The 22,961-nt window shown below is 66.9% G+C and carries 19 protein-coding genes; 10 read left to right on the top strand and 9 right to left on the bottom strand.

From position 1 onward, the window contains the following. Nucleotides 1–20: 20 nt before the first annotated feature. The gene (locus OHA25_RS52630) at nucleotides 21–266 is read right to left on the bottom strand and encodes a DUF2630 family protein (protein WP_327584374.1); all 246 of its coding nucleotides are present in this window, start codon (nucleotides 264–266) and stop codon (nucleotides 21–23) included. Between the two features lie 38 nt (nucleotides 267–304). Between OHA25_RS52630 and ddaH the strand changes: the two genes are divergently transcribed. Together ddaH and leuA are read left to right on the top strand one after the other, a co-directional pair. Continuing rightward, a complete protein-coding gene (gene ddaH, locus OHA25_RS52625; RefSeq protein ID WP_327584373.1) occupies nucleotides 305–1,051 on the top strand; it encodes a dimethylargininase in 747 nt (248 codons plus the stop codon). A gap of 194 nt (nucleotides 1,052–1,245) precedes the next feature. After that, nucleotides 1,246–2,952 (top strand): 2-isopropylmalate synthase, encoded by a 1,707-nt coding sequence (gene leuA, locus OHA25_RS52620; protein WP_327584372.1) that lies wholly within the window; start codon nucleotides 1,246–1,248, stop codon nucleotides 2,950–2,952. Between the two features lie 134 nt (nucleotides 2,953–3,086). Here the strand turns inward: leuA and OHA25_RS52615 are convergent, their stop codons facing one another. The 3 genes from OHA25_RS52615 to OHA25_RS52605 all read right to left on the bottom strand — a co-directional run bounded on the left by OHA25_RS52615 (nucleotide 3,087) and on the right by OHA25_RS52605 (nucleotide 6,120). After that, a complete protein-coding gene (locus tag OHA25_RS52615) occupies nucleotides 3,087–3,416 on the bottom strand; it encodes a hypothetical protein (protein WP_327584371.1) in 330 nt (109 codons plus the stop codon). A gap of 257 nt (nucleotides 3,417–3,673) precedes the next feature. Then, on the bottom strand, nucleotides 3,674–5,881 hold the full coding sequence (locus tag OHA25_RS52610; protein WP_327584370.1) for a hypothetical protein: 2,208 nt from the start codon (nucleotides 5,879–5,881) through the stop codon (nucleotides 3,674–3,676). Then, a complete protein-coding gene (locus tag OHA25_RS52605; protein WP_138672816.1) occupies nucleotides 5,878–6,120 on the bottom strand; it encodes a hypothetical protein in 243 nt (80 codons plus the stop codon). Before OHA25_RS52605 ends, OHA25_RS52610 begins: the two co-directional genes overlap by 4 nt. Before the next feature lie 368 nt (nucleotides 6,121–6,488). Between OHA25_RS52605 and OHA25_RS52600 the strand changes: the two genes are divergently transcribed. After that, nucleotides 6,489–6,725: a hypothetical protein gene (locus OHA25_RS52600; protein WP_327584369.1), complete on the top strand. Its 237-nt coding sequence runs from the start codon at nucleotides 6,489–6,491 to the stop codon at nucleotides 6,723–6,725. 225 nt (nucleotides 6,726–6,950) lie between these two features. Here OHA25_RS52600 and OHA25_RS52595 read toward each other — a convergent pair whose 3' ends face one another. Together OHA25_RS52595 and OHA25_RS52590 are read right to left on the bottom strand one after the other, a co-directional pair. Beyond that, complete coding sequence (locus tag OHA25_RS52595; RefSeq protein WP_327584368.1) at nucleotides 6,951–7,163, bottom strand: DUF397 domain-containing protein; 213 nt, start codon at nucleotides 7,161–7,163, stop codon at nucleotides 6,951–6,953. Beyond that, entirely contained in the window at nucleotides 7,151–7,978 is an 828-nt protein-coding gene (locus OHA25_RS52590) for a helix-turn-helix domain-containing protein (RefSeq protein WP_327584367.1), read from the bottom strand. Before OHA25_RS52590 ends, OHA25_RS52595 begins: the two co-directional genes overlap by 13 nt. Nucleotides 7,979–8,126: 148 nt before the next feature. Between OHA25_RS52590 and OHA25_RS61715 the strand changes: the two genes are divergently transcribed. Both OHA25_RS61715 and OHA25_RS52585 read left to right on the top strand, forming a co-directional pair. Next, the gene (locus OHA25_RS61715; protein ID WP_442941998.1) at nucleotides 8,127–8,621 is read left to right on the top strand and encodes an ATP-binding protein; all 495 of its coding nucleotides are present in this window, start codon (nucleotides 8,127–8,129) and stop codon (nucleotides 8,619–8,621) included. A 275-nt stretch (nucleotides 8,622–8,896) separates the two neighbouring features. Continuing rightward, nucleotides 8,897–11,206: an OmpL47-type beta-barrel domain-containing protein gene (locus OHA25_RS52585; protein WP_327584366.1), complete on the top strand. Its 2,310-nt coding sequence runs from the start codon at nucleotides 8,897–8,899 to the stop codon at nucleotides 11,204–11,206. Here OHA25_RS52585 and OHA25_RS52580 read toward each other — a convergent pair. Further along, nucleotides 11,157–13,013, bottom strand: a complete 1,857-nt coding sequence (locus OHA25_RS52580; RefSeq protein WP_327584365.1) for a phytanoyl-CoA dioxygenase family protein — start codon at nucleotides 13,011–13,013, stop codon at nucleotides 11,157–11,159. The two genes, OHA25_RS52585 and OHA25_RS52580, sit on opposite strands and share 50 nt — an antisense overlap. A gap of 781 nt (nucleotides 13,014–13,794) precedes the next feature. Here OHA25_RS52580 and OHA25_RS52575 point away from each other — a divergent pair. The 3 genes from OHA25_RS52575 to OHA25_RS52565 all read left to right on the top strand — a co-directional run bounded on the left by OHA25_RS52575 (nucleotide 13,795) and on the right by OHA25_RS52565 (nucleotide 16,663). After that, entirely contained in the window at nucleotides 13,795–14,193 is a 399-nt protein-coding gene (locus tag OHA25_RS52575; protein ID WP_327584364.1) for a hypothetical protein, read from the top strand. Nucleotides 14,194–14,688: 495 nt separating this feature from the next. Further along, a complete protein-coding gene (locus OHA25_RS52570) occupies nucleotides 14,689–15,528 on the top strand; it encodes a hypothetical protein (protein WP_327584363.1) in 840 nt (279 codons plus the stop codon). A gap of 139 nt (nucleotides 15,529–15,667) precedes the next feature. Then, nucleotides 15,668–16,663 carry a hypothetical protein gene (locus OHA25_RS52565; RefSeq protein WP_327584362.1) on the top strand — a complete coding sequence of 332 codons (996 nt, stop codon included), beginning with the start codon at nucleotides 15,668–15,670 and terminating at the stop codon, nucleotides 16,661–16,663. A gap of 374 nt (nucleotides 16,664–17,037) precedes the next feature. On the opposite strand, the gene OHA25_RS52560 is transcribed toward OHA25_RS52565, so the two are convergent. After that, complete coding sequence (locus OHA25_RS52560; RefSeq protein WP_327584361.1) at nucleotides 17,038–17,217, bottom strand: hypothetical protein; 180 nt, start codon at nucleotides 17,215–17,217, stop codon at nucleotides 17,038–17,040. A 151-nt stretch (nucleotides 17,218–17,368) separates the two neighbouring features. Here OHA25_RS52560 and OHA25_RS52555 point away from each other — a divergent pair, with 151 nt between their 5' ends. Beyond that, nucleotides 17,369–18,589: an MFS transporter gene (locus OHA25_RS52555; protein WP_327584360.1), complete on the top strand. Its 1,221-nt coding sequence runs from the start codon at nucleotides 17,369–17,371 to the stop codon at nucleotides 18,587–18,589. 95 nt (nucleotides 18,590–18,684) lie between these two features. Here the strand turns inward: OHA25_RS52555 and OHA25_RS52550 are convergent, their stop codons facing one another. Then, nucleotides 18,685–21,663, bottom strand: coding sequence for an AfsR/SARP family transcriptional regulator (locus tag OHA25_RS52550; protein WP_327584359.1), 2,979 nt, complete (start codon nucleotides 21,661–21,663; stop codon nucleotides 18,685–18,687). A gap of 193 nt (nucleotides 21,664–21,856) precedes the next feature. Between OHA25_RS52550 and OHA25_RS52545 the strand changes: the two genes are divergently transcribed. Beyond that, a complete protein-coding gene (locus OHA25_RS52545) occupies nucleotides 21,857–22,798 on the top strand; it encodes an ArsR/SmtB family transcription factor (protein WP_327584358.1) in 942 nt (313 codons plus the stop codon). Nucleotides 22,799–22,961 lie beyond the last annotated feature (163 nt).

The following is a 22,961-nucleotide window of genomic DNA, read 5'->3' as shown; positions in this document are numbered from 1 at the left end:
AATGAATTTCGATGGGCTCTCTATTGGCGGTAGTTCTCCACCTCGCCGGGCGGGCGCACGGCGGCGCCGTCGGGGTCCTCGCCCGCGCTGCGCCGGGCACGGCGCTGCCGGAGCAGGTCCCAGCACTGGTCGAGGGCCGTTTCCAGCTCCTTCACCCGCGCGTGTTCCTCGTCCGTCGTCACGTCGCCGGTCGTCAGCTTGTTGCGCAGTTGGTGCTCCTCGTCGACCAGAGCACTGATCTTGGTGAGTATCTCGTCGTCCCGCATGCGGATGACTCTAATCACTGCGTGATAGAACACGCCGTATGTCTGGTATCGCGCTGGTAAGGAAACCTGGCCCCCGTATTGCCGAGGGCATCGTCACCCATATCGAGCGCGAGCCGATGGACTACGAGCGGGCCGCCGCCCAGCACGACGCCTACGTGGCCGCGCTGGCCGCCGGCGGCTGGCGGCCCGCGTACGCCAAGCCCGCCGATGACCTGCCCGACGCGCCATTCGTGGAGGACGCGGTGCTGGTGGCGGGGCGGCTGGCCGTGCTGACCCGGCCCGGTGCGGCCGAGCGGCGGCCGGAGGTGGAGTCCGTGGCGCAGGCCGTACGGGAGCTGGGCATGAAGACGGTCAGCATCGCGCCGCCCGGCACCCTCGACGGTGGCGACGTGCTGCAGGTCGGCCCCACCGTGTACGTCGGCAGGTCGGCGCGCACCAACGACGCCGGCATCGGGCAGCTGACGGCCCTGCTGCCGGAGCGCCGAGTGGTGCCCGTGAACATGACAGGCGTGCTGCACTTGAAGTCGGCGGTCACGGCGCTCCCCGACGGGACGCTCATCGGCGATCCCAGGCACGTGAACCTGCCGCATATGCTGGAGCCGCCGGAGGAGTCGGGCGCGCACGTGGTGCTCATGGGCGGCGACCGGGTCCTGATGGCCGCCTCGGCGCCCCAGACCGCCGCGATGCTCGAAAGACGCGGACTTAGTGTGACGAAGGTCGATATTTCAGAGTTTGAGAAGCTCGAGGGGTGCGTGACCTGCCTCAGCGTCCTGATCGACGGGTGATCGGCGTCCTTCGGCGTTCTCAAGATATGAGATCCGGCCCAGCGCATCCCGAGACCTCTGGTAACGTTCATGTCATGCTGCGCGGGCTGCTTCTTAGCTGCCGCGGCGGGGGCCTCTGAGGCCGGCTCCCTCGCCGCGGAGCCAGTCGTGCGCGTCGGCCGCTTCCATTCGAAGACCGACGAGGAGCATCTGACATGACCGCCCAGCAGCCCAGTCCCATGCCGATCCATCGTTATCAGCCCTTCGAACCGATCCGGCTGACCGACCGCACCTGGCCCGACCAGGTCCTCACCAAGGCGCCCCGCTGGTGCGCGGTGGACCTGCGTGACGGCAACCAGGCTCTGATCGACCCGATGGACTCCCACCGCAAGCTCAAGATGTTCGAGCTGCTGGTACGCATGGGCTACAAGGAGATCGAGGTAGGCTTCCCGGCCGCCTCGCAGACCGACTTCGACTTCATCCGGCAGATCATCGAAGAGGACCGCATCCCGGACGACGTCGTCATCCAGGTGCTGACCCAGGCCAGGCCAGAGCTGATCGAGCGCACTTTCGAGTCGATCGAGGGCGCCAAGCAGGCCATCGTCCACCTCTACAACTCGACCTCCACGCTGCAGCGGCGCGTCGTGTTCGGCCAGGACAAGGACGGCATCACGGCCATCGCGGTCGAGGGCGCCAAGTTGGTCAAGAAGCTCGCCGACGCGACCGACGTGGACGTCTACTTCCAATACTCGCCGGAGTCGTTCACCGGCACCGAGCTGGAATACGCCGTCGAGGTGTGCGACGCGGTCAACGACGTGTGGCAGCCCACCCCCGACCGCAAGGTCATCATCAACCTGCCCGCCACCGTCGAGATGGCCACCCCCAACATCTACGCTGACCAGATCGAGTGGATGCACCGCCACCTCAAGCACCGCGACTCGATCGTGCTGTCACTGCACCCGCACAACGACCGCGGCACCGCCGTGGCCGCCGCCGAGCTGGGCTACATGGCCGGCGCCGACCGCATCGAGGGCTGCCTGTTCGGCAACGGCGAGCGCACCGGCAACGTCTGCCTGGTCACGCTGGGCATGAACCTTTTCTCCCAGGGCGTCGACCCCGAGATCGACTTCAGTGACATCGACGAGATCCGCCGCGTCACCGAATACTGCAACCAGCTGCCCGTGCACCCGCGCCACCCGTGGGGCGGCGAGCTGGTCTACACCGCCTTCTCCGGCTCCCACCAGGACGCCATCAAGAAGGGCTTCGAGCACCTGGAGCGCGACGCCGCGGTGGCCGGGGTGCCGGTGAACGAGTTCACGTGGGCGGTGCCGTACCTGCCGATCGACCCCAAGGACATCGGGCGCACGTACGAGGCCGTGATCCGCGTCAACAGCCAGTCCGGCAAGGGCGGGGTCTCCTACATCATGAAGGCCGACCACCAGCTCGACCTGCCGCGCCGGCTGCAGATCGAGTTCTCCAAGGTCGTGCAGGCCCGCACGGACGAGCAGGGCGGCGAGGTCGGTGCGGCTGAGATGTTCGAAATCTTCCGGGACGAATACCTGCCCAACCCGGCCAACCGGTGGGGCCGCCTCAGCCTCATGGCCCACCGCCACGAGTCCACGGTGGACGACAAGGACCGCATCAGCGCCGACGTCCGCCTCGACGGGGAGATCCGCGAGGTCGAAGGCTCCGGCAACGGCCCGATCTCAGCCTTCATCGACGCCATCGCCGGGGTCGGCATCCAGGTGCGGGTGCTCGACTACGTGGAGCACGCGATGAGCGCCGGGAGCGACGCCAAGGCGGCGTCCTACCTGGAGTGCGACGTCAACGGGCAGGTGCTGTGGGGCGTCGGCATCGACGCCAACACCACCACGGCGTCCCTCAAGGCCATCATCTCCGCGGTCAACCGCGCTTCCCGCTGACCGTTCCTTAGTAGGTCCTTGGACTCCGGCCCCGCAATGACCTGCGGGGACGGTGCTCGGCACACGGCCCACAAGGCCCTGCCCTGATCACTCGACCGCGCCTCGTGACCAACGGGAGGCGCGGTCGAGTTGTTTTATGTGCCAGGAGCGCAGTCGTATAGTTCGCCGTAACGCTTCTGGGCGATGCGCATGAGCTCGGTCATGTCTTTGATGGCATCCCTGCCTTTGGCGATCTGGGCCAAGAATATGTCGATCATCCGGTCTTTGCCTCCGCAGCGGAACTTCGCGCTCACACGGTACGGTTGATCGTCCAAGGGGCTATTCGTCAGGTAGGCGGCCATACCATGGCCAACGTCGGCGGGGAGTGTAATCCCGCCGTGCCGTGTGTAAACGCTACGCCTATCGTCCATGAGGAAGTCCAGATGCTTCTCATTCGCCCTGCTGTCCGCTTGCAGCCAGTTCACTTGAAGAGGCGAAGGTGTCGCGTTAGGAGCCCAGCACTCGCCGCTTTCCACACTGCCAGCCATTCTCTCCACGAGAGATCCGGTTACCCCACTCACCACACGAAACGCCTGCTCAGGGACGAGCTTGCATACGTATGGCGGGGCGTCCACGATCGGCTGGGGAGTTGGGGCCGGTGTGGAGACGATTGGCTTCTCTGGGGTGCATGCTGCCGCGAGCAACACCAGAGCGCACAGGGAGCCAAGTAGGCGCGAATCCCTCATCTTCCGCTTCCAGAGGAGGATGGGATCTGCAGGCCAAGATAGTCATCCACCTCACTGGTTCTGCGAAAGGTGCCGCCGAATCGATCGAGGAGACCACTGCTTCCACCTTTGTCTCGAGCCCAACGAAGGAACTCGCTGTATTCCTGCGAGCTCATCTCCGTGAAAGACTTGATCATCGGCGGTTTTCCAGCGGTAAATATCTGACCCTTCCGAGGAACTTCATCCAGCACACCCTTGTCCAGCATGGCTGTGGCGAGCATTTGCTCCGCTAGCCTCTCCACTGCAAGTCGGTTCTCTGCCAGCGTCCGGTGCGTCTCGTCCAATCCTGGCCTGTGTTGGGACATCTGGTGGGCGACATGTTTAGCGACCTCGTCATACGCCACTCCAGCCAGCTTGTCGTACCCCTTGCTGACCAGTTCGCCGAAGGCTCCGGTGGCGAATTCGCCCACCCGCTTGGCTCCCGGCACAGGGAGAAGGCCGATCGCGTTGCCCACCATGCTCTTCAGCGCCTCGTCCGCCTTCTTGTCGTCCAGTCCCTGGGCGATCAGCACTTGACGGCGGGTCTCTACTATGTGGTTGAAGGGGCGTGCCTCTTCTACGGTGCGGTCCGTCAGGAGATCTGTGACGTCGGCCTTGTCGACCGTCCCATTCCCATTGAGATCGAAGCGCTTCACATCTGCTTTCGTGAATCCGAGTCGCTCGGCGTTGGACGCGTTGAGACCGACCGGAGGCACGCTGTTGAGCGCCGCTCGCATGTGCTCAGTCTGCGCTCGCACCAGCGCCTCGAACCCGGCATTGCTGGAGGTGGCCAGTACCAAGGCGTAGGCCATGTCCTTGGCCGCGACCTTGCCGAAAGTCGCATGGTTCAGGTACAGACGCGAGAGCTGGTCGATGTTGGCCGAGATGGCTCGCCCCAGGGGGTAGCTCAGGGGTGCGTATCGATCGAATATCTCCCTATTCCTGATCTCCAGATTGCCGTCTCCGGCTTTGCCGAAGGCGCCGCGCACTTCGTCGGACAGAACCTTGATCATCTCGGCGGCCAGCTTCTTGGAGGTGGCGTCCTGGCCGGTCGTCGCGATCGTCAGCATGTCGCTGATCGGCTTGTGGTCGTTCAGATAGCGGGAAGCGCCCCATCGGGTCGTCAACAGGTAGTCCAGCACAGACTCCTTCCACCCCGCCGGAGTGTGGTTGAGCAGCGCGTGAGACGCTTCCCGATTGGACTTCGCCGCATGGAACAGGTCCTCCACCACTGATGATTGGTTCTTCACGCCTGGACTGGCCATCTGCGCTCCAGGCCTCAGCATGGTGCCGAGCCCGAGCGCGCCGGCCAGGTCGATGATGGGGAGTTGCTTTCCCTTGACGTAACGGCCCAGCGGATCCTTGGCTGCCGCCCATTGGTCCTTACGCTGCTCGTGCTCGTAGACGATCACGTCCCGCCCGACGACCTCCATGAACTCCTTCGAGAACGGCGGCTTCCCGTCGTGAGCACGCCAGATGAGTGCTTGGGCCTGGTAGCCGGAGTATTTGGTGTCACCTGCTTTGTGCTCGGCCCGCCCCTCCTTCACCAGACCCTTGAGGAAGTCGGCGCCCATGTAAGCGGGACTCTTCGGATCCGTCCCTTTGGCCAAAGCCGTGCTCAGCATGCCCAGGACCTTCTGCCCTTGTCTCGAGAGCCGGGTCACGCCCTCGGTGTCCTGACGTCTCCTGGCGTCGCGCAACTCCATGGCGAGAGCCCCGGGCAACCGCGTCACGCCGAGCGCGCCGAGCGTGCGGAGGAATGACTTGACGAACTCCGGATCCCCGGTCCGCGACGCGTATTTCTCCAGCTCGCCCAGCGCCATGCGGTCGCCGTCCGCGGCCTTCAGCGCGGCACGACCCGCCAGCGTCCCGTCGAGCAGCCCTTGGGCCGCCTCCAGGCTGTCAGGCACCTCCAGGAAGCTCCCCTTAGGCGTGCTCCTCCCGAAGGTGACCTTCTGCCGCTGCAGCTCGTGGACCAGTTTCTGTCGGCGCCGCAGGTCCTCGGCCTGAGTCGTAACCCGTCCGGCCAACTGCCGCAGCCGCGCCGCCGGTGCAGCGTCGAGCCCGGCGCTCTGCAGCTCCTTGTGCAGCGCCTGTGCCAGCTCTTGCAGCTGGCTGGCGGTCTGGGTGTGCTTGCTGGTCATCGTGTCGAATTCGGGTTGCTTGACCCCGCTGAAGTCGCTCATGGCTTATCCGGAGTCGAGGCCAGCTTCTGTTTCGCGCTGTCTACGGCCTGTGCGAGCATGGCCCGCAGTTCCCGCTGGTCAGCGTGGACCTGGGTATCGAATCGGGCGCCCGTCGGCCCCACCCAGGTGTCCTTCTCCATGAAACGGCAGGACGGATCGAGCGCCCACCAGTGGTCATCCGACAGCCGCTGAATCCGCTGGGCAACGGCCCGCATCGCCTCACGATCGAGGTCAGCCACAAATGATCCTCCTCGTACGGCTCGCTGCACCGGAACAGATCAGGAGGCGGCGTCCTCCACATCTTCGACACGGTAATCAACATCACGTCAACAAAACAAGCTTAAACTCGCTGAAAGGTATAGGACGTTCGAGTTTTGTTCAAGAATGGGCGTTTTGTCTGACTAGAGCACCGCTTCGGCTCCCCCGAAAGGGGAAATATGCGGAGTCAACGTTACGGTCTGGCGGCGATTGTGGTCTTCCGCAGGTCTTGCCAGGTAAGAATTGACCTTGTGGCTTATAGATCTTTTCCGTACCGAGAATGAAACCCGCCGGGGTGGTCGTTGAACATCAACTGAAACAGGCAGGGCGGGGACCAGGTGGTCGACAAGTGCACCATCACGGACGGGTGGATCCTTGCCGCTACGTGGTGCGGATCAGCTTCCGGTGGATCGATTTCAAGGTCCCGGTCGAGCGGAGGCCGAACGTGCTGGCCCTGCCCTGCTTCGAGACCTGGGCAGCCCGTTGTGGCTGGCGGACCGCTCCGGTGGACATGATCGCCTACGGGAGGTTCTCGATTGACCTGCTGAATCCGTACGCGGCTACGATGCGGCGAAACTACAACTAAGTTTTAGTTTCGCGTACGTCTGTCTCGTGGAACTACAATCGACTTATAGTTGTCACGGACGCGAGTTCGACTGCGGTGGATGAGTACGCCGCCGCTCTGAGGACATCCCTACTGAATGTGGCATTCAATGGTCGACTCCGAACGGACGATGGCGGAACTGCTAACCGTAGGCCTACGAGAAAGGCCCTGGGCAAGGGGCCTTCCTCGTAGAGTGGCCGGTATGGGTTAGTCGAACTCGCCTGCTTTTACGCCGCCGATGAAGGCGTTCCATTCACTTGGGGTGAAGACCAGCGCTGGTCCGGCGGGGTTCTTGCTGTCGCGGACGCCTCGGCGTCCACCGGACAGTTCAGCAACTTCAACACAGTTGCCGCCGTCGCTTCCCGATTGGGTGGACTTGTGCCATGTAGCGGTGCTGAGTTCCTGAGTCAACTCGTCCATCGCTGCGTTGCCTCCTTGATCAGCTTCACGGACTCGCGCTGTGACAGTGCTTCAGCGCGAATCCCTTCGTATCTGAATGTTAGAGCGCGGACGTCTTCTGGTCGCTCCGTTACGCGCCCCAAGATCCCGGCTGACTCGATGTAGGCGGTGTCAGGGGCTCCCTGCGTCTGGGCAATGGCGAACCCTCCCAGAAGTCCGGGGGTGGAGTAGGCGTTGAGAGGGAGGATCTGAAGGGTGATCCGGGGTGCTTGTGCGAGCTCGACAAGATGGTCGAGCTGCGCCGACATCACAGTGGAGCTACCGATGGGACGATGGAGAATTCCCTCATCGAGGACGACCCAGAGCATGGGGGGTATGGCTCGTCTAAGAACGCTCTGACGCTCCATGCGAGAAGTGACCTGCTCCTCGATCTGCTCCGGTCCCGCGCCTGGTTCGCCGCTCAGGATAGCCCTAGCGTAGTCCTCGGTCTGGAACAGGCCGGGGATCATCAACGGTTCCCATGTGCGAATAGTCTCTGCGGTGGCCTCCACGTCGAGCCATGGCCGGAACCACATAGGGGCCGCTGTGCGACTGACCATCGGCCAGAGCCGCATCAGCGCTCCTTCCGCCTCCAACGCCTCGTCGCAGTAACGGGCGAACTCCTCCGAGGGCGACCGTTGCGCGGTCTCGATCATGCTGATGGTACCGACGGAGTAGGGCACCTCCTTTGAGAGTTGGCGCTGCGACCAGCCTCGGGCCTTACGGTGTCGACGCAGCTCGAAGCCGAAGAGGGCGGTCGGTGAGTCCGAGGGGTATAGATCGCTTTCCCTTGGCATCTGACCTCCGGGGGGTTTCATCAACGTTTCAGCGGGCTGCCCGGCGAAACCGTTGATGACTGGTTGAAGTCAATCGGCTACTAAATGTAGCTGAGCCTTGGGATGGTTGGAAGGCCATCGACGCCGACTTCTTCGAGTGGGTGAAGCCATGAAACCAGCGAGCGCCGAGCAGACGGTCATCGGTTCGATCCATCTGGCGGGCATTCGGGAGTCCGTCTCACGCGCACGCTCCGAAGTGCGTAAATGGCTGGGAGACGACCATCCGTCCGTCGATGATGCCGTGCTTGCCGCGTCCGAGCTCCTGACGAACGCGCTCCGGCACTCCAACGCCAGGCCATACGACCTCATCGGCCTCACTGTTGCCGTGGCAGATGGGGTGGTCTACGTGGAGGTACGTGACCCCGGCTCCACATTCTCCGCGCCCCACATCCGGCAGGAGCCGGAGGCGGAAGACGGCCGCGGACTGCTCATCATTAGCGAGATCTCCCAAGATTGGGGAGTCCGAGAGCACGGCATGGGGCTTGGCCGTACCGTCTGGTGCGCTATCCGAGCCGCCCCGCCTTCCGTTGGGCCGTCCGCTGTTCGGGAACCACGAAGCCCGTCTGCACCGCGCGCTCGCGCACTTCATCGGGGTGTTTCCTGAGGCTGACAGCGCGTGAATCCTTCTTCGGCCCGCCCGATCATGCCGGCTTCAGGGCCCCGCAAAGCCAGAGTGGCCCACGCGCTGCTCAGGCAACTCGTAAGGCTCGCACACCGCATGAGCCAAGGCAATCGTCCAAGTCACAGTCCACACGCGGCACTAGGTATGGGCTACTCATGACGCCCTGGGCGCGGCTCCGTAAGTTTCTGCGGCGAAGAGGGGGCGTCACCGGAAGCCAACGGGGCGCGCAGGGGGACGCTCCGGAAAGAGGGTGTTCGGTGCCTAGACTGAAATGGCTTCAGGGGTTGCTGCTGACCGTTGTACTGATTCTGGCGAGCGTGGTGACCGCCTTACCGGCGCACGCCGACTTCATCAGCGCCAACTCGACGCTCAAGAACGACGGCATCCTGCCGATGATCAAGGTGTTCGAGAAACTAGATCACGGCTGCTGGGGTGAAGGCGCCGCGCCGCCGGACAAGGTCAAACCGGGGGAGAAGGTGAGCTGGCGCGCCGAGTCGTGCGACCTGTCGATCGGCACGGGGACCGAGGGTGAGGTCTGGTACCGCCCCTACGGCGCGTCGGACGACGTCATCTACCGGTTCTACTGGGATGTCCCCACGTTCGGGACGAACACCGCTCAGAACAGCGGAAACCCTGGCTGCACCCACAGCCAGAGCGGGCCCGGGGACGGCAACAACGTTTACATCGACTTCACCGTCGCCTGTAAGGCCTCCACGATCGACGACATCCCCGACATCTGGAAGCTCCATCCGGTCGTCATGGATCCCGACGGGGACGGGCTGAACAAACAGGAGATCGACCTGAACGCGATGGGCGCGGCCGTCGGTCAGAAGGACATCTTCGTTCAGTTCGACTGGATGGCGGACAACACCCACAACGAGCAGTTCAGCCCCGCTGCCCTGCGCCGGATCATCGCCACGTACAACGCCAACGGATACTTCCTGCACATCGACGCGGGCCCGCAGAGCCCGCTCGACACCACCGGAGCGACCTGGGGCAACCTGAGCAGGGCGAGATCGGTCGGTTACCAGGCCCAGCTCGGCAACGTGGTGATCAATCCAGGCGGCGGCGCCACCTACAACTGGATGGCCTTCGACGCGATCAAGAATGCCGCCTTCCCCGCGACCGGACGTGGGGAGATCTTCCGGTACGTGCTGGCGGCCGACCGGATCGGACCCGCCGCCGTCCGCGGTCTCGCCCGGAGTGGGGACACGGACGTCATCTTCAGCCTCAACGGCATGGCGGATAACGCCGACAACGAGGTCGCCGTGTTCATGCACGAAATCGGCCACTCCCTCGGCCTCGGGCACGGCGGTGACAACAAGATCAACTTCAAGCCGAACTACCTCAGCGCGATGAACTACCTCTTCGACTTCGAAGGCGTCACGAAGAACGGCGTGAAGACCTGGGACTACTCCCACGGCGGCCAAGACCCGTTGAACGAGGTCAACCCGCCTGGCCTGGACGAGTCCATCGGTCTGGGCGCGAAAGGCAAGGGTTACACGACCTCGCACTACTGCCCGGCCAGGGTCGTCGCGGGCGTCGCAGTCCCGGCCGGCCGCATCCCTGTGCCCGACGCGGGCAACCCCATCGACTGGGACTGCGACGGCGTCATCGCGGCCCCCGGGACCAAGGTGAGCGCCGACGTCAACAACAGCAACAACGAGCCGGCCGGCACCCTGAACACCCTCGTCGACCATGACGACTGGAAGGCCATCGACATCACCCGCGGAGACATCGGCCGATACGACCAGCCCGCCGTCGAACCGCCGATCGTGACGGTGGTGGAGGACCTGCCTCCCGAGAACGCCGAGGTGCTGCCCCTCGACACCATGGCCCCGGTCACCATCGCCGAGGCCGCCCCTGCACCGAACGCAGCGGGCTGGAACAACACCGATGTCACCGTCACCCTCAAGGCGAGCGACGACGTCTCGGGTCTCGCCCGGACCGAGTACGCCGTGGATGAAGGCCCCTGGACCGTCTACACCGACCCGGTCGTCCTCTCGGCCGACGCCGTCCACACCGTCAAGTACCGTTCCACCGACCGCTCCCTCAACACCGAGGAAGCCAAGTCCCTGACGGTCAAGCTCGACAAGACGGCGCCGACCGTCACCTACACCGGCGCCAAGGAGACCTACGGCATTCTCGAAACAGTCGACATCACCTGCACCGCCGCAGACAACCTCTCCGGCGTCGCCACCACCACCTGCAAGGACATCTCCGGCCCTGCCTACGACTTCGACCCCGCGGGCAACACCTTCTCGGCCACCGCCACCGACGTCGCAGGCAACACTGGGCAGGCGTCCTCCGTCACCTTCAAGCTGGTTGTCACCTATGCCGACCTGTGCACTCTGACCAAGCGCTTCGTCACCAACGAAGGCGTGGCCCAGGCCAACGCCATGTGCGCCCAACTCGACGCCGCCAAGCGTGCCGAGGACAGGGGGAACGTCACGGCCAAGACCAACGCCATCAACGCCTACCTCAACCAGGTGACCGCGGCCGTCAACGGCCACTACCTCACTCCGGCCCAGGCCGCCATCCTAAAGAAGCTGGCCGCCGCCCTGTAGCCCGATGCGACCGGCGCGGGTGGGCCACCGGGACGCCCGGTGGCCCACCCGCGTTCAGTCGCTTCCACGCGTCATCGTGCGTGGGGGCACGGAGGAGGGACTGCAACGCTGCGAGGCCGCCGGACTCAAGTGGTGACGGTGGTGCGTACTCCGGCGCGCTGGCGCGGAAGGTGGTCGGCGCCATGCCGTAGATCGCGCGGAACCGGCGGGAGAAGTGGTACGCGTCCGCGAAGCCGCATTGTACGGCGATCGCCTGCATGGACAGGTTGCTCTGCCACAACAGCGGTTCGGCCCTGGTCAGGCGCAGCAGTTCGATGGCGGCGACTGGACCGACGCCGAACCGCCGGCGGAACGTGCGGCACAGCGTGCTCGGCGAGACCTGGGCGGCCGAGGCGAGTTGCCGCATCGGGATCGGCCTGGCCACACCGTCCGACCAGTGCTCGCGCACCGCGCGCATCATTGCGACGACCGGTTCCGGCAGGGTCGCCGGTGTGCCGGCCGCCGGCGCGGGCTCGGCCAGGAAGGTCAGCACCAGCAGGCGGAGTGTCTCAAGGGCTTGGGACTGCCACCCGGGCGGGCAGTCGGCGCCCAGCCAGAGAAGGTAGTGACACAGGGCGCCCATCGGGTCGTGCCGGCCGGTCAGGTCCCGCACCAGCGGCCAGTCGGCCGAGCTCTGCTGTGCATGACCGGTGAGGGTGAAATGCACGTACGCGTGCCGGGTCGGGGTAAGAGGATCCCAGTGGAAGGAGTCGCGCATGCCCGGCCGGATGAGGAGCAGCTGTCCCGGAGCAAGCGGTAGGACGATGTCGTCCCAGAGCCAGGTGGCGCTGCCCTGGAGCAGCCAGACGAACTGGTATGACCTGGCATCCCGCGGGCCGAAGGTCGAGCCGGGCGGGTAGTCCGCGACGCTCGGCCCGAGGCGGGCCACCAGGTCTACGGAGATCATGCGGCGGTCGTCATTTGTCACAGCCGCCGTCCCGGTTCGGGCGAATCCGCGGTCGGCGCACCTCCTGGAGACCTTGTATGCGTACGGGTCGGTGCCTGCGACCAGGACTATGTCCCGGAAGTCCGTCTGTGCCATGGCCGTCCCCTCTGGCGGCACACCCCAGGGCAGCAGGGATTCGGCGCTCATGTAGTGGTTGACCAGCGCCCGCCGGTAGCCACGCCGGCTGGTGTTGGGCAGCGACTTGTGCAGCAGGTAGCCGTTGAACACCACCACGGAGCCTGCCCCGATCTCGACGGGCACCGCGTCGCAGTCGTCGTACGGGAAGTCGTAGGACTCCACGGTGCAGTCGTAGCGCGGGTCGTCGTGCTCGCGGTTCGGGTAGAGCACGCCGGGGCGGTGCGAGCCCGGCAGCACCCAGAGGCAGCCGTTCTCCTTGGTGGCGTCGTCGAGCGCGAGCCACGCCGCCGTGAGCGAACGGTCCCGGGTCGGGATGAACATCTCGTCCTGGTGCCAGGCCTGCCCCGGCTCTCCTTCGGACTTGATGAACAACATCGACTGCATCGCCTTGACGTTCGGGCCGATCAGCGAGGTGAGCGCCGAAACGATCAACGGATGGCGCATCGTGGCGAGCACCAGGCCGGAGAGCTTGTGCGGGTAGTGGATGCACAGAAACCTGCGCAACACGTCGTCGTCGCTGTCGGCGGACCCGGCCGGTAGCGCGCCCTGGATGTCGCCGAGCTCGCCACGGCAGATGCGCACGGCCTCGTCGACCAGCTTGCCGACCTCGCCGAGGTTCAAGGCGTGTTCCAGGATGAGATAGCCGTCACGCTCGTACTGAGTCTTCAGGTCAATGTCCGTCACCGCTCCATCCTCGCCAGGCGCGGCTCCTTCCGGCCATGGTGCTGGCAAGCACCCGGATAGCGAATAGTGTCACCTGCCGACTGGTCGGTGCGATCGACCGTGCTTTTCGCTGGCCTGAGGGGCCATGCCAGGTCTCCATCCGTGCCCTGTTGAGGAACTGGCACTGCGATCTGACCTGCGCTGGCGTTCTTTGGCCGATTGCTGGACAACGTAGTGGCGTTCGGATCTTGGCCTCGGGCAACACTACACACAGCAATATGTGGATACGACGAGCGACTGAGGTGGATGTCACCATGAACAAGGCGATCCTGTTGACTGTGGCCCTTGCCGCTGTGGCGGCGACGCTGGCGGCGTTCGGCCTCAGGGTCCTCCGACGGGACTTGCGTCCGGCTTCGGCCAAGGACGGCACGTGACGCCGAGCCATACACCACGTCAGCGGAAAGTTCTCGCCGGGCAGACGGATGGCTGTGCCTCATACCTGAGTTACGCAGAAAGCAGGCTGCGAACACCGAGCGCGGGGATCATCCGTCTGATCGGCACGGGGTTGCGCATGTCGGCCAGGATGCTTTACGCGCTGGCTGAGGACATCGAAGGTCGGCGGCCTCGTAATGTCGTGCTGGAGGCCATCTGGGCTGACATTGCGATCACCGAGCGGCAACGGCGGATGTTGATCGATGTGTATGAGTCCTTTCTCAAGCCGGGCTCAGGTGTAAGCCGAGACTCCGCTCGAGAGGTGGCGCGTCGGTAAGAGCATTGTCACTCGGCAGCGACGATCAGCGCTGTGTCACATGCGGGCCAGGACAGCGAGCACCAAGAGGGTGATGACGGCCAGGGGGCCCAGCAGGATGAGCCATATGCGCCGCTTGAGCTCATGCCGGCCGGAGGGGTACGGAAGGGCGGCATCACCCTCGATGCGGTTGATGGCGTCGATACGGATGGCGAAGTCGGGATCGTCGTGGCTGAGTTCAGCGCTTCGCTCGCCCAGCTGGCCGAGCCAGGGCTGGGCGGCCTGCTGATCCAGGTGCTCAGCGCACCCGTCGCGCTCGCCGTCGACGCGCTGTCCTTCCTGCTCTCTGCGCTGTTCCTGGTCCGCATCCTGCACAGCGAGCAGCCCCAGAGCCGGCTGGCGTGGGCGGATCCGGCAGGAGATCGCCGAAGGGCTGCGCGCGACCTTCGGTAACCGCTACGTCCGGCCTGTCGCCCTGGAGGCGGCCACCTTCAACTTCTTCGGCCAGTTCATCGCTGCCCTCTACGTGCTCTATGCCGTGCACGACCTGGGGCTCACCGCCGCGGTCATCGGCGCCATCGCCTCGGCAGCCGCGGCGGGCGCCGTGCTGGGCGCGCTCGCTGCCGAGCCGCTGAGCGCAGACCCGTTGATGGGGCCGTCGCGCGCCCCGGCCGCTGTGGCGGTGAGGCTTCTCTCTCGAGCGTCCGGGCCATGTCTGGCGCCATGTCGCTCGCGCCCGGCGGACCTCGCTGGTCAAAGTTCTCGGTCAAGTGGTCAACATCGCCACCTGGCTGATCATCAACAGGACACGTACGCAGGAGTCGCTGGAAACGTCCGGATGCGGTTCGGCGCTCCTGCGGCTCTCGTTCACGGGTGCCGCTCTCGCCGGATCACATCCACGCGAGAGGAGAGATACAGGTGAGATCACCTTCAAAGGTGCGTCGTGCGGTGGCTGGGCTCGCAGTGGGCAGCGCCGTCGCCGCTGGTGTGTTCGCCATCGATACGACCAGCGCAAGCGCCGGCGCCGGCGCCACCGATCCGTTCGGCGGGTTTGGCTCCAGCGGGTTCTTCGGGTCCGGCGGTTCGAGTGACCCGGGCGTCTTCAGCCTGCCCGACTCCTTCGGCGGCGGCAACCCCATCGACGACACCTTCAACGGTCTCGTCGACGACTTCCTCGGCAGCTCCGGGCTGACCGCCCCGCGCACCGGGAGCAGCTCGCCAAGCACGTCCGGTGGCGGCACGATCATCGGCGGATTCGATTTCCCCACCTTCGCCAGGAACACTCTGCAAAAGCTCGGCAAGGTGGCCCTGGAGCGGCTGTACGAGAAGAGCACCAAGTCCAAGAACACCTCCCGCAACGGCGGTTCGTTCGCAACGAACGACTGGTACGGCCGGATCCGGCCGGGCCTGCAGGGGCAGAGGTGCCGCCCGCCCGCCTACGTCCGCCTGTTCGGGACCACGGTCCGCAGCGGCAGGTTCGCCTCCCAGGCCTTCATCGGCGGCAGGAACCTCGGCAAGACGCTGATCGTCGGCCGCAACGCCTTCCTGGCGCCCTTCGGCGACAAGCTCAAGCCGCGGAGCACCGCCAGCTACTTCTTCCTGTCCCGGCGAAACGCCGAGTCCTTCAGCCCGCAGCCCAGGGTGGCCAAGAACACCGTTCTGGAAGACCGCACCCGTTACTCGGCGAACTTCCTGGACCGGGGCGTCACCTACACCGTGCTCGTCAAGTACGTCAACACCTGCAACGAGCAGGTCGTCGACGTGCTGGGCCGCGTCCGGCGCCGCTGACCTGCCGCAAAGGCGTGACCCGCAGCAGTCGCCCGGCGGGAGCCGACACGCTCCCGCCCGGCTCAGCCCCCAAGCCGAGACAGAGCCGAGCCGAGCGGACGCCCGGCCTGTCACCCGACCCATCTGACGAGGTAAACCCATGAATCTGAAGTCCCGATCAACTCGCATACGCCTCGTGGCCGTGGCCGGCACGCTCGCCGTCCTGGCCGGCGGAGGGCAGCTGGCGATGAGCCACGCCACCGCGGATCCTGACCCGTGCAGCGCGGACGCGAGCGTGGAGTGCACCGACGCGTCCCTGGCCGCGGCGGCCATGCCCGACGACGAGACCGACCCGACCGAGGACTCGGCCGGCACCACCGACGCTGCCGCCGCCGACGAGACCGAGGAACCTGTCTCCGAGGAGATCACCGTCAAGACGGAGAACTGGGATGCCGTGTCCGAGGCGACTCTGGAGGCAGAGCAGTCCACAACGGACGAGGCCACCGACAGCACGGAGGACACTCAGAGCACCGAGGACGCCGACAGCACGGAGAGCACCGAGGACACCGGCAGCACGCTTGACTCCGAGGACACCGACACCAACGAGATCGACTCCAACGGCGACGGCTCTGACCCGGACGCCGAGTCGAACTCTGAATTCGCCGCCGAGACTACCGAGGAGAAGGTCAAGAAGTTTCGGCAAAGGGCTGTCACCGTACTGACGGGCAACCCCAGCTGCGACGAGTTCCTGGACTTCGGTGGCAACGACGCCACGGAAACGATCTCCAAGGTCGCCATTCGGGCCTACCCGCACCTAACCCTTAAAGACGGCGACTACTCGTACGCCTCCGTCGACCCGGCCGATGTCGGCACGGGCGGCAAGGCCACGATCAGCTTGTGGAAGCCGTTCTTCGAGCGTGACCGGATCGATCAGTACCGCGCGGGCCTGTCCGGCCGGACCGGGCTCACGACACTCGCCAATGCGGTCCGGCACTGGTCGGAGGACCAGTTCCGCGTGTTCTTCCTCCTTCACGAGACTGCGCACGCCACCGGCAAGCTGAACAACGAGCATGCCTGGAAAGACAAGAAAGGCACGGAGGGCGCCCGCGGATTCGAGCAGGACATGATCGAGAAAGGCTGCGTACCGAAGGGGTGACGTGACGGCGGCCGCCATGTAGCTGCCGCCGTTGAGAAACAGCTCCCATTGAGCGTGGCTCCCGGCCCGTCGGGGACGGGGGCCTGCTCGCTCCACAAGACCATGGAGACCTCAAGGCGACGCAAGCTGTCGAGATTCCCGGCTACATCGCGGGCAGATGGGTGATCGATTCCGGCGGACTGGGCCCTGTACGCCTCCGCTCTTCGGCGTACCTGAGTCCGGAGAGCGTGCCGTCCGCCTTCCCGGTCCTGACGACGTGAACCTTTCCCGGTGTCACCGGTTACCGGCTCTCTGTGCGGCCCGCCGGGCCCCCTTGCCGTGGGGCGGGGTGGCTGACCATCCCCGCCCCATCACAACCGGCCGCACGAAGTGGGCTAGCCGCCGAACTTGCTCGCGTTGCCCCCGTGGGTCGAGCTGATCCCCTTACCCCAGCCGATTCCGCTGCTGCTGCCGAGCCCGCTCCTGTCCGAGGCCGCTGACGCGGCCTGAGTCGTCGGGCCGGTCAGCAGTGTGACTCCCATGACCGCGGCGACGATTCCGGTGACAATCCGCATGTTTCTCCCCCTGTCTGGAGCGGATCTGTGCTGCTGCCCACGCTCGTCGAGCAGTGTCATAACGGCGTCATAGCCGTAGCACTATGACGCCGATATGACAGCGGCGGGCGATGTTGCTCGGAGCACCACATCAGCGTCTGGGGGCAGGCACATGAGACAGCGACCGCCTGGGTTCCGCGACGTGTTCGCGGTGGGGGAATTCCGCGCGCTGCTGGCGGCCCAGAGTCTCTCGACGGCCGGTGACCAGGTCGCGCGGCTGGCGCTGGCCATCCTCGTCTACGCCGACACCGGCTCGCCGGTGTTCACCGCGGTCAGCGTGGCGCTCACGTACGTGCCCGAGTTGCTCGGCGGACCGCTGTTGAGCGGGCTCGCCGACCGCTACCCGCGGCGGGAGGTGATGGTCGCGTGCGACCTCGTCCGGGCCGTGCTCATCGCCGCCGCCGCGATCCCGGGCCTGCCGTTGCCCATGCTGTGGCTACTCGTTTTCCTAGTGCAGACGGCGACCGCGCCGGCGCGCGCCGCGCGGTCGGCGAACATGTCGGTCATGCTCAGCGGCGATCGCTACACGGTGGGGCTCGCGGTGATGTCCTCGGCCGCGCAGATCGCCTATTTCGGTGGATTCGCCCTGGGCGGCGTGGTGGTGAGCGCGGCGGGGCCGCACGTGGCGCTGCTCGTGGACGCGGGTACGTTCGCCGTCTCCGCGCTGCTGTTCCGCTTCGGGCTCCGGCCGCGCCGCACGAGCAGGCATGACGCCACGATGCTGGGTTCCGTCCGGGCAGGGGTGCGGCTCGTCTGGCGCGACCGCAAGCTCCGCGCGCTGGTGGCGCTGGCTTGGATCTACGGCCTCTATGTCGCGCCGGTCGGCCTCGCGGTGCCGTACGCGGACCAGATCGGCGCGGGAGCGGTGGCAGTCGGCCTGTTCCTCGCCGCCGAGTCCGTCGGCTCGGTGGCGGGCGGCTTGCTGCTCACCCGCTTGCTCTCGGCCGAGGTCCGGTCCCGGCTGCTGGGCCCGTTGACCGTGCTCACCGGTGTGCCCCTGGTGGCGATGGTGTTCGCGCCGCCGGTCTGGCTGTCGCTGGTGCTGCTCGTGCTGTCCGGGGTCTTCGTCGCCTACCAGGTGGTCGCGAACGCGATGTTCGTCATGTCGATCGCCGTCGAGTACCGCGGTCAGGCGGTCGGCATCGCAGCGTCGGGGCTGTTCGCCGCGCAGGGTCTCGGGATCTTGGGCTCCGGCCTGCTTGCCGAGGCCGTTGGGCCCGCGGCGAGCATCGCGGCGTTCGCGGCCATCGGGGTGCTGGCTGCGGTTCCGGTCGGCGTCGCCTGGCGGCGGGCGACCCGGCACACCTACGAGTACGCCGGAAAGGAGGGATGATCATGGAGGTCGGACGTGGCTTGGACTGGCACGCGCCGGTCGAGTGGCAGGAGCGCAGCGAAGGGCAGCTGCCTGTCGAGTGGCACTGAGCCCGCTCATCCCGCCCGGCGGGTCCGATGGGCCCGCCGGGCGGGGATTCCCGCTTCGACGTCCGGGTCAACGCCGCCGATGGCGGCGATGAGGTCGCGTACCTGGGCGCGGGCTGCCGCGGCCGCCGGCTCGCAGCCGCGCTCGCCGTGCACCTCGGCCACCTGGTGCAGGGCGCGCGCCTGCCAGATCGGTGAGTCGATGGCCCGTGCGAGCCGCTCGGCCCGGCCGAGCCGGTGCAGCGCCGTCTCGTGGTCACGGCGTAACCTGCTGGTCGCGCCGAGTGCCAGCCACGCCTTGGCCGCCACCAAGGGCTCGTCCACGACACCGGCCAGCTCGATCGCCTGATGGAGGTACTCCTCGCCCGAGGCGAGACGATCCCGCTCGATGTGCAGACATCCCAGACCGTAACGGGCGAAGGCCTCTCCCCGCTGGTCGCCGAGGCCGGTGACGGTGCCGAGCAGGTCGGTGAACGCCTGCTCGGCCTCCTCCAGCCGTCCCGACGCGAGGAGCAGTTCGCCGATCCGGTAGACGACTTCCGGGTGCGCGTGCGGGTCGACCGTCCGGCTCGCGGCAAGGGCCTCGGCCAAGTAGGGGCGGGCGGAGTCGAGGTGGCCTACGTCCAGCAGGAGTTGACCGAGCAGGCGTAGCACGAGGATCTCCGCGCCCGCGTCCCCGGCCTTGCGTACCGCCTCCAGCGCCTTCTCGCACTGTTCGACCGCGTCGGCGTACAGGCCTCTCATGCCTGACGCGAACGCGGCCACCGCGTTCGCCAGGCCCCAGCCGTGCCGGTCGCCGCACCGTTCGAAGAGTTCCAGGGCCTCCTCGATGGCCGTGGCGGCCGGCTCGTAGCGGTGCCGGTATGCCTCCAGCAGAGCGATCCCGGTGAGCAGGGCGGCGGAGCCGCGGGTGTTGTCCGCCGCGCGGGTGGCGGTGAGGGCGGCCCGATGCGTCTCCTCCCAGTCGTCGTAGTGTCCGCGGGTCTGGAACAGCGAAACCGCGCTGACGGCCAGGTCCCAGCACAGCTCGTCCAGGCCGAGCGCGGCGGCCTGGCGGACGGCGGCGACGATGTTCGGGCGCTCGGCCTCGTACCAGGTGAGGGGGTCGGTGTCGACGATGTCCAGGCCGGGCGGTTGCCAGCGGGCGGCCGTGCCGTGCAGGATCGCGTGGTCGCCCCCGTACACCGCCCGGTGCGCCCGCTCGACCAGTGCCAGCCAGCCGCCGAGCACGCGGGGGACGGCCTCGCCGGGCTCGCCGAGCTCGCGGGCGTAAACGCGGACGAGGTCGTGCAAGCGGTACCGCATAGGCCCGGCCACCTGAAGGAGCTGGGCGTCGACAAGGCTGTCGACGAGGTCGGGCGACCCGTTCGCGGCGAGCGCGGTCCAGCCGGGCAGGTCGGGGGTGTCGGTCAGCGCAAGGGCTGAGAGCAGCCGGAGCGCGGCCGGATCGAGCCCTTCGGCCGACAGCGCGATGCTGCTGCGTACCTCCAGATCGCCGTGCGCGAGCTCGTCGAGCCGCCGCCGCTCGTCCCTGAGCCGCTCCACCATGTGGCCGACCCGCCAGTGCGGCCGGCCGGCGAGCCGGGCGCCGGCGATCCTGAGCGCCAGGGGCAGGTTTCCACAGAGCCGTACGAGCTCGTCCGCGGCCTCACGTTCGGCTCGCAGCCGGTGAGCGCCGGCCACCTTGGCGAGGAACCGTACCGACTGGGCGGGCTCCAGCTCTCCCAGCTCCATGCGGCCGCTGCTGGGCAGGGCACACAGTCTCGACCTGCTGGTGACCAGCACGGCGCAGCCCGCGCCGCCCGGGAGCAGGAGACGTACCTGAGCCTCGTCCACGGCGTCGTCCAGCACGACCAGGACCCGCCGCCCAGACAGGAGTTCCCTGAACCTGGCCGCGCGCTCGTCCTCCCCGGCGGGAAGGTCCTGCACCGGCTCACCCAGCGCGCGCAGGAACTGCGCGAGCACCTCTCCGGGTGTCACGCGCCGATCCTGCACGGCACTCAGCCTGGCGAACAGCTGGCCGTCCGGGAACCGTGCTCGTACACAGTGCGCGACGTGCAGGGCGAGTGTGGTCTTGCCGACTCCGGCCTTGCCCGTGACGATCAGCGTGGCCATGGCGGGTCCGGTCTCCGGCCGCAGCACCGCCTCCAGCTCGGCCGCCGCCCGGTCCCGCCCGGTGAAGTCCGGCACGTCGGGCGGTAGCTGGCCCGGGCACGGCCGGTCGGGCTCCCGGTCGAGGTCGAGTGCGGGATCCCCGGTGATGATGGCCTGCTCCAGCCGGGCCAGGCGCGGCTCCGGCTCGAGTCCGAGCTCCGCCACGAAGGTCCGGCGGGCGGCCTGGTAGAGCGCCAGCGCATCGGCCTTGGCGCCGCACCGGTAGAGGGCCAGCATCCGCAGCTCCCACATCCGTTCGCGCAGCGGGTGCTCGCTGGTGAGCGTGGCCAGCTCGGACAGCAGCTCCCGGTGCCGGCCGAGCCGCAACTCCAGCTCCAGACATTCCTCCAGTACGGCCAGGCGGGCCTCCTCCGCGCCGGCCTTCTCCGCCTCCAGGATGGTGGCGTCGATGCCGGACAGGAGGGGGCCCCGCCACAGCGCCAGTCCGCGCCGCAGCGACGCGACGGCCTGCGCATGCCGGCCCTCGGCGGCGGAGCGGCGGCCTGCCTCGACCTGGCCGGCGTACTCAAGCAGGTCGAGCGTGTCCGGGCCGGCCTCGAGCAGGTAGCCGCCCGGCCTGGTCTTGATCACGGCGGGGCAGCCGGCCGCTGCCAGAGTCCTGCGCAGCCGTCCTACGGTGTTGCGAACCTGCCGCAGGGCCGACTCGGGCACCGGATCGGCGAAGGACACCTCGACCAGTTGGTCCACGGTAACCGTGCGGTTGGAGCGAAGCAGCATCAGCGCGAGCGACTCGCGCTGGCGGAGCCCTAGATCCACTACAGCCCCGTGTACGGTGACCTCGATCTGTCCGAGAACATGGAACCGCACAGCCACCTTTACGCCTTCCACCCCGTTTGCCGATAATCGTGGCCACGGGCGTGACGGGGTGTCCACGCGCTGCAGTCATGGCTGAAAAGCCCAGCATGAACAGCGAAGTCGGATGTTACGGATCCATTTCACGAGTGAGGACCTTGCCCGGACGCGGATCGCCACGACGGCCGATCCACTCTGGGAGATCGCGCTGAGCATGTACCGTCTGACGGAGCGCAGGGGCAGGGGCGCGTTCGCCGCCTGGCGGAGCCGTACCCGGGATGATCTGGCCCGGACGGGCGGCATGGCCACCGTGCGGCGGGTCCTGGCGCCGCTCTTCCCCAGCAAGTCCTCCTACTTTCCCGACTTCCTCACCCCTCCCGACGGCGTTCTCGGGCTGGAGGCGGGGGTGGACGCTGTGCTGAGCACGCCGCGGCGGCTGCTCCGCCGGGAGCTGGACAAGCTGGCGGGCAGGACGGGTACGCCGTCATGGGCCTGGGGATTGGCCGACGGTCGCCGGGACGCCTTCCACGATCTGCGGGACGGGCTGCACAGCTATTTCGACACGGTCATCGCACCGTACTGGTCCGACATCCAGGGCATGGTGGACTCTGACCGGGCGGTGCGCGGACGCGCGTTCCTGGACGGTGGGGTCGGCGGCATGCTGGCCGGCTTCCGGCCGATCATGCGCTGGGAGCCGCCCGTGCTGTCGATGGATCATCCGGTGGACCGGGACGTGTATCTCGGCGGGCGAGGGCTGGTGCTGATCCCCTCGTACTTCTGCTGGGGCGCGCCCGTGCCGCTGGCGGATCCCGAGCTGCCGCAGGTGGTGGTCTATCCGATCCAGCGAGATCACCCGCTGGCCGCGCCAAAGGGACGCCCGACGTCCGGCACTCCTGACGCCCGGCTGCTCGGCCCCACCCGCGCCGCTATCCTCCGTGCCACCGTCGACGGAGCGACGACCGGCGAACTTGCCCGGCGCCAGCGGATCTACGCCTCCGGCGTGAGCCAGCACACCCAGGTGTTGCGGGAAGCAGGCCTGATCGTCAGCCGGAGGATGGGCACCCAGGTCATTCACACCATCACCCCTTTGGGCGCGGCCTTGCTGGCGGGCCCAACGGGCGGCGGGCCTGCTGGAGATCGGCGCCCGCGCTGGTGACATCGCGCGATTCCTCGATTGTGGGCGGCAAGGCAAGCTTACGGAAGCGATGAGCAGGCTGCCGCTATGGCGGCCATGTGCATCCAGGCCCGATAGTGAACGTTGCGTTTCTATGGGCTGAATTGTATTCTCTTTAGAGAACGACTCGTTCTCTAAAGAGTGG

It is taken from the genome of Nonomuraea sp. NBC_00507 (assembly GCF_036013525.1).
Taxonomy (GTDB): Bacteria; Actinomycetota; Actinomycetes; order Streptosporangiales; family Streptosporangiaceae; genus Nonomuraea.
This window is presented reverse-complemented; position numbering and strand designations above follow the sequence as displayed.

What these genes read in the sequence shown, in the direction of transcription:
- OHA25_RS52595 (WP_327584368.1), bottom strand. Translation starts at nt 7,163, where the DNA reads ATGGACGAGTTGACTCAGGAACTCAGCACCGCTACATGGCACAAGTCC.
- OHA25_RS61715 (WP_442941998.1), top strand. Translation starts at nt 8,127, where the DNA reads ATGAAACCAGCGAGCGCCGAGCAGACGGTCATCGGTTCGATCCATCTG.
- OHA25_RS52590 (WP_327584367.1), bottom strand. Translation starts at nt 7,978, where the DNA reads ATGCCAAGGGAAAGCGATCTATACCCCTCGGACTCACCGACCGCCCTC.
- OHA25_RS52630 (WP_327584374.1), bottom strand. Translation starts at nt 266, where the DNA reads ATGCGGGACGACGAGATACTCACCAAGATCAGTGCTCTGGTCGACGAG.
- OHA25_RS52560 (WP_327584361.1), bottom strand. Translation starts at nt 17,217, where the DNA reads ATGCGGATTGTCACCGGAATCGTCGCCGCGGTCATGGGAGTCACACTG.
- OHA25_RS52555 (WP_327584360.1), top strand. Translation starts at nt 17,369, where the DNA reads ATGAGACAGCGACCGCCTGGGTTCCGCGACGTGTTCGCGGTGGGGGAA.
- OHA25_RS52565 (WP_327584362.1), top strand. Translation starts at nt 15,668, where the DNA reads ATGAATCTGAAGTCCCGATCAACTCGCATACGCCTCGTGGCCGTGGCC.
- leuA (WP_327584372.1), top strand. Translation starts at nt 1,246, where the DNA reads ATGACCGCCCAGCAGCCCAGTCCCATGCCGATCCATCGTTATCAGCCC.
- ddaH (WP_327584373.1), top strand. Translation starts at nt 305, where the DNA reads ATGTCTGGTATCGCGCTGGTAAGGAAACCTGGCCCCCGTATTGCCGAG.
- OHA25_RS52545 (WP_327584358.1), top strand. Translation starts at nt 21,857, where the DNA reads ATGTACCGTCTGACGGAGCGCAGGGGCAGGGGCGCGTTCGCCGCCTGG.
- OHA25_RS52610 (WP_327584370.1), bottom strand. Translation starts at nt 5,881, where the DNA reads ATGAGCGACTTCAGCGGGGTCAAGCAACCCGAATTCGACACGATGACC.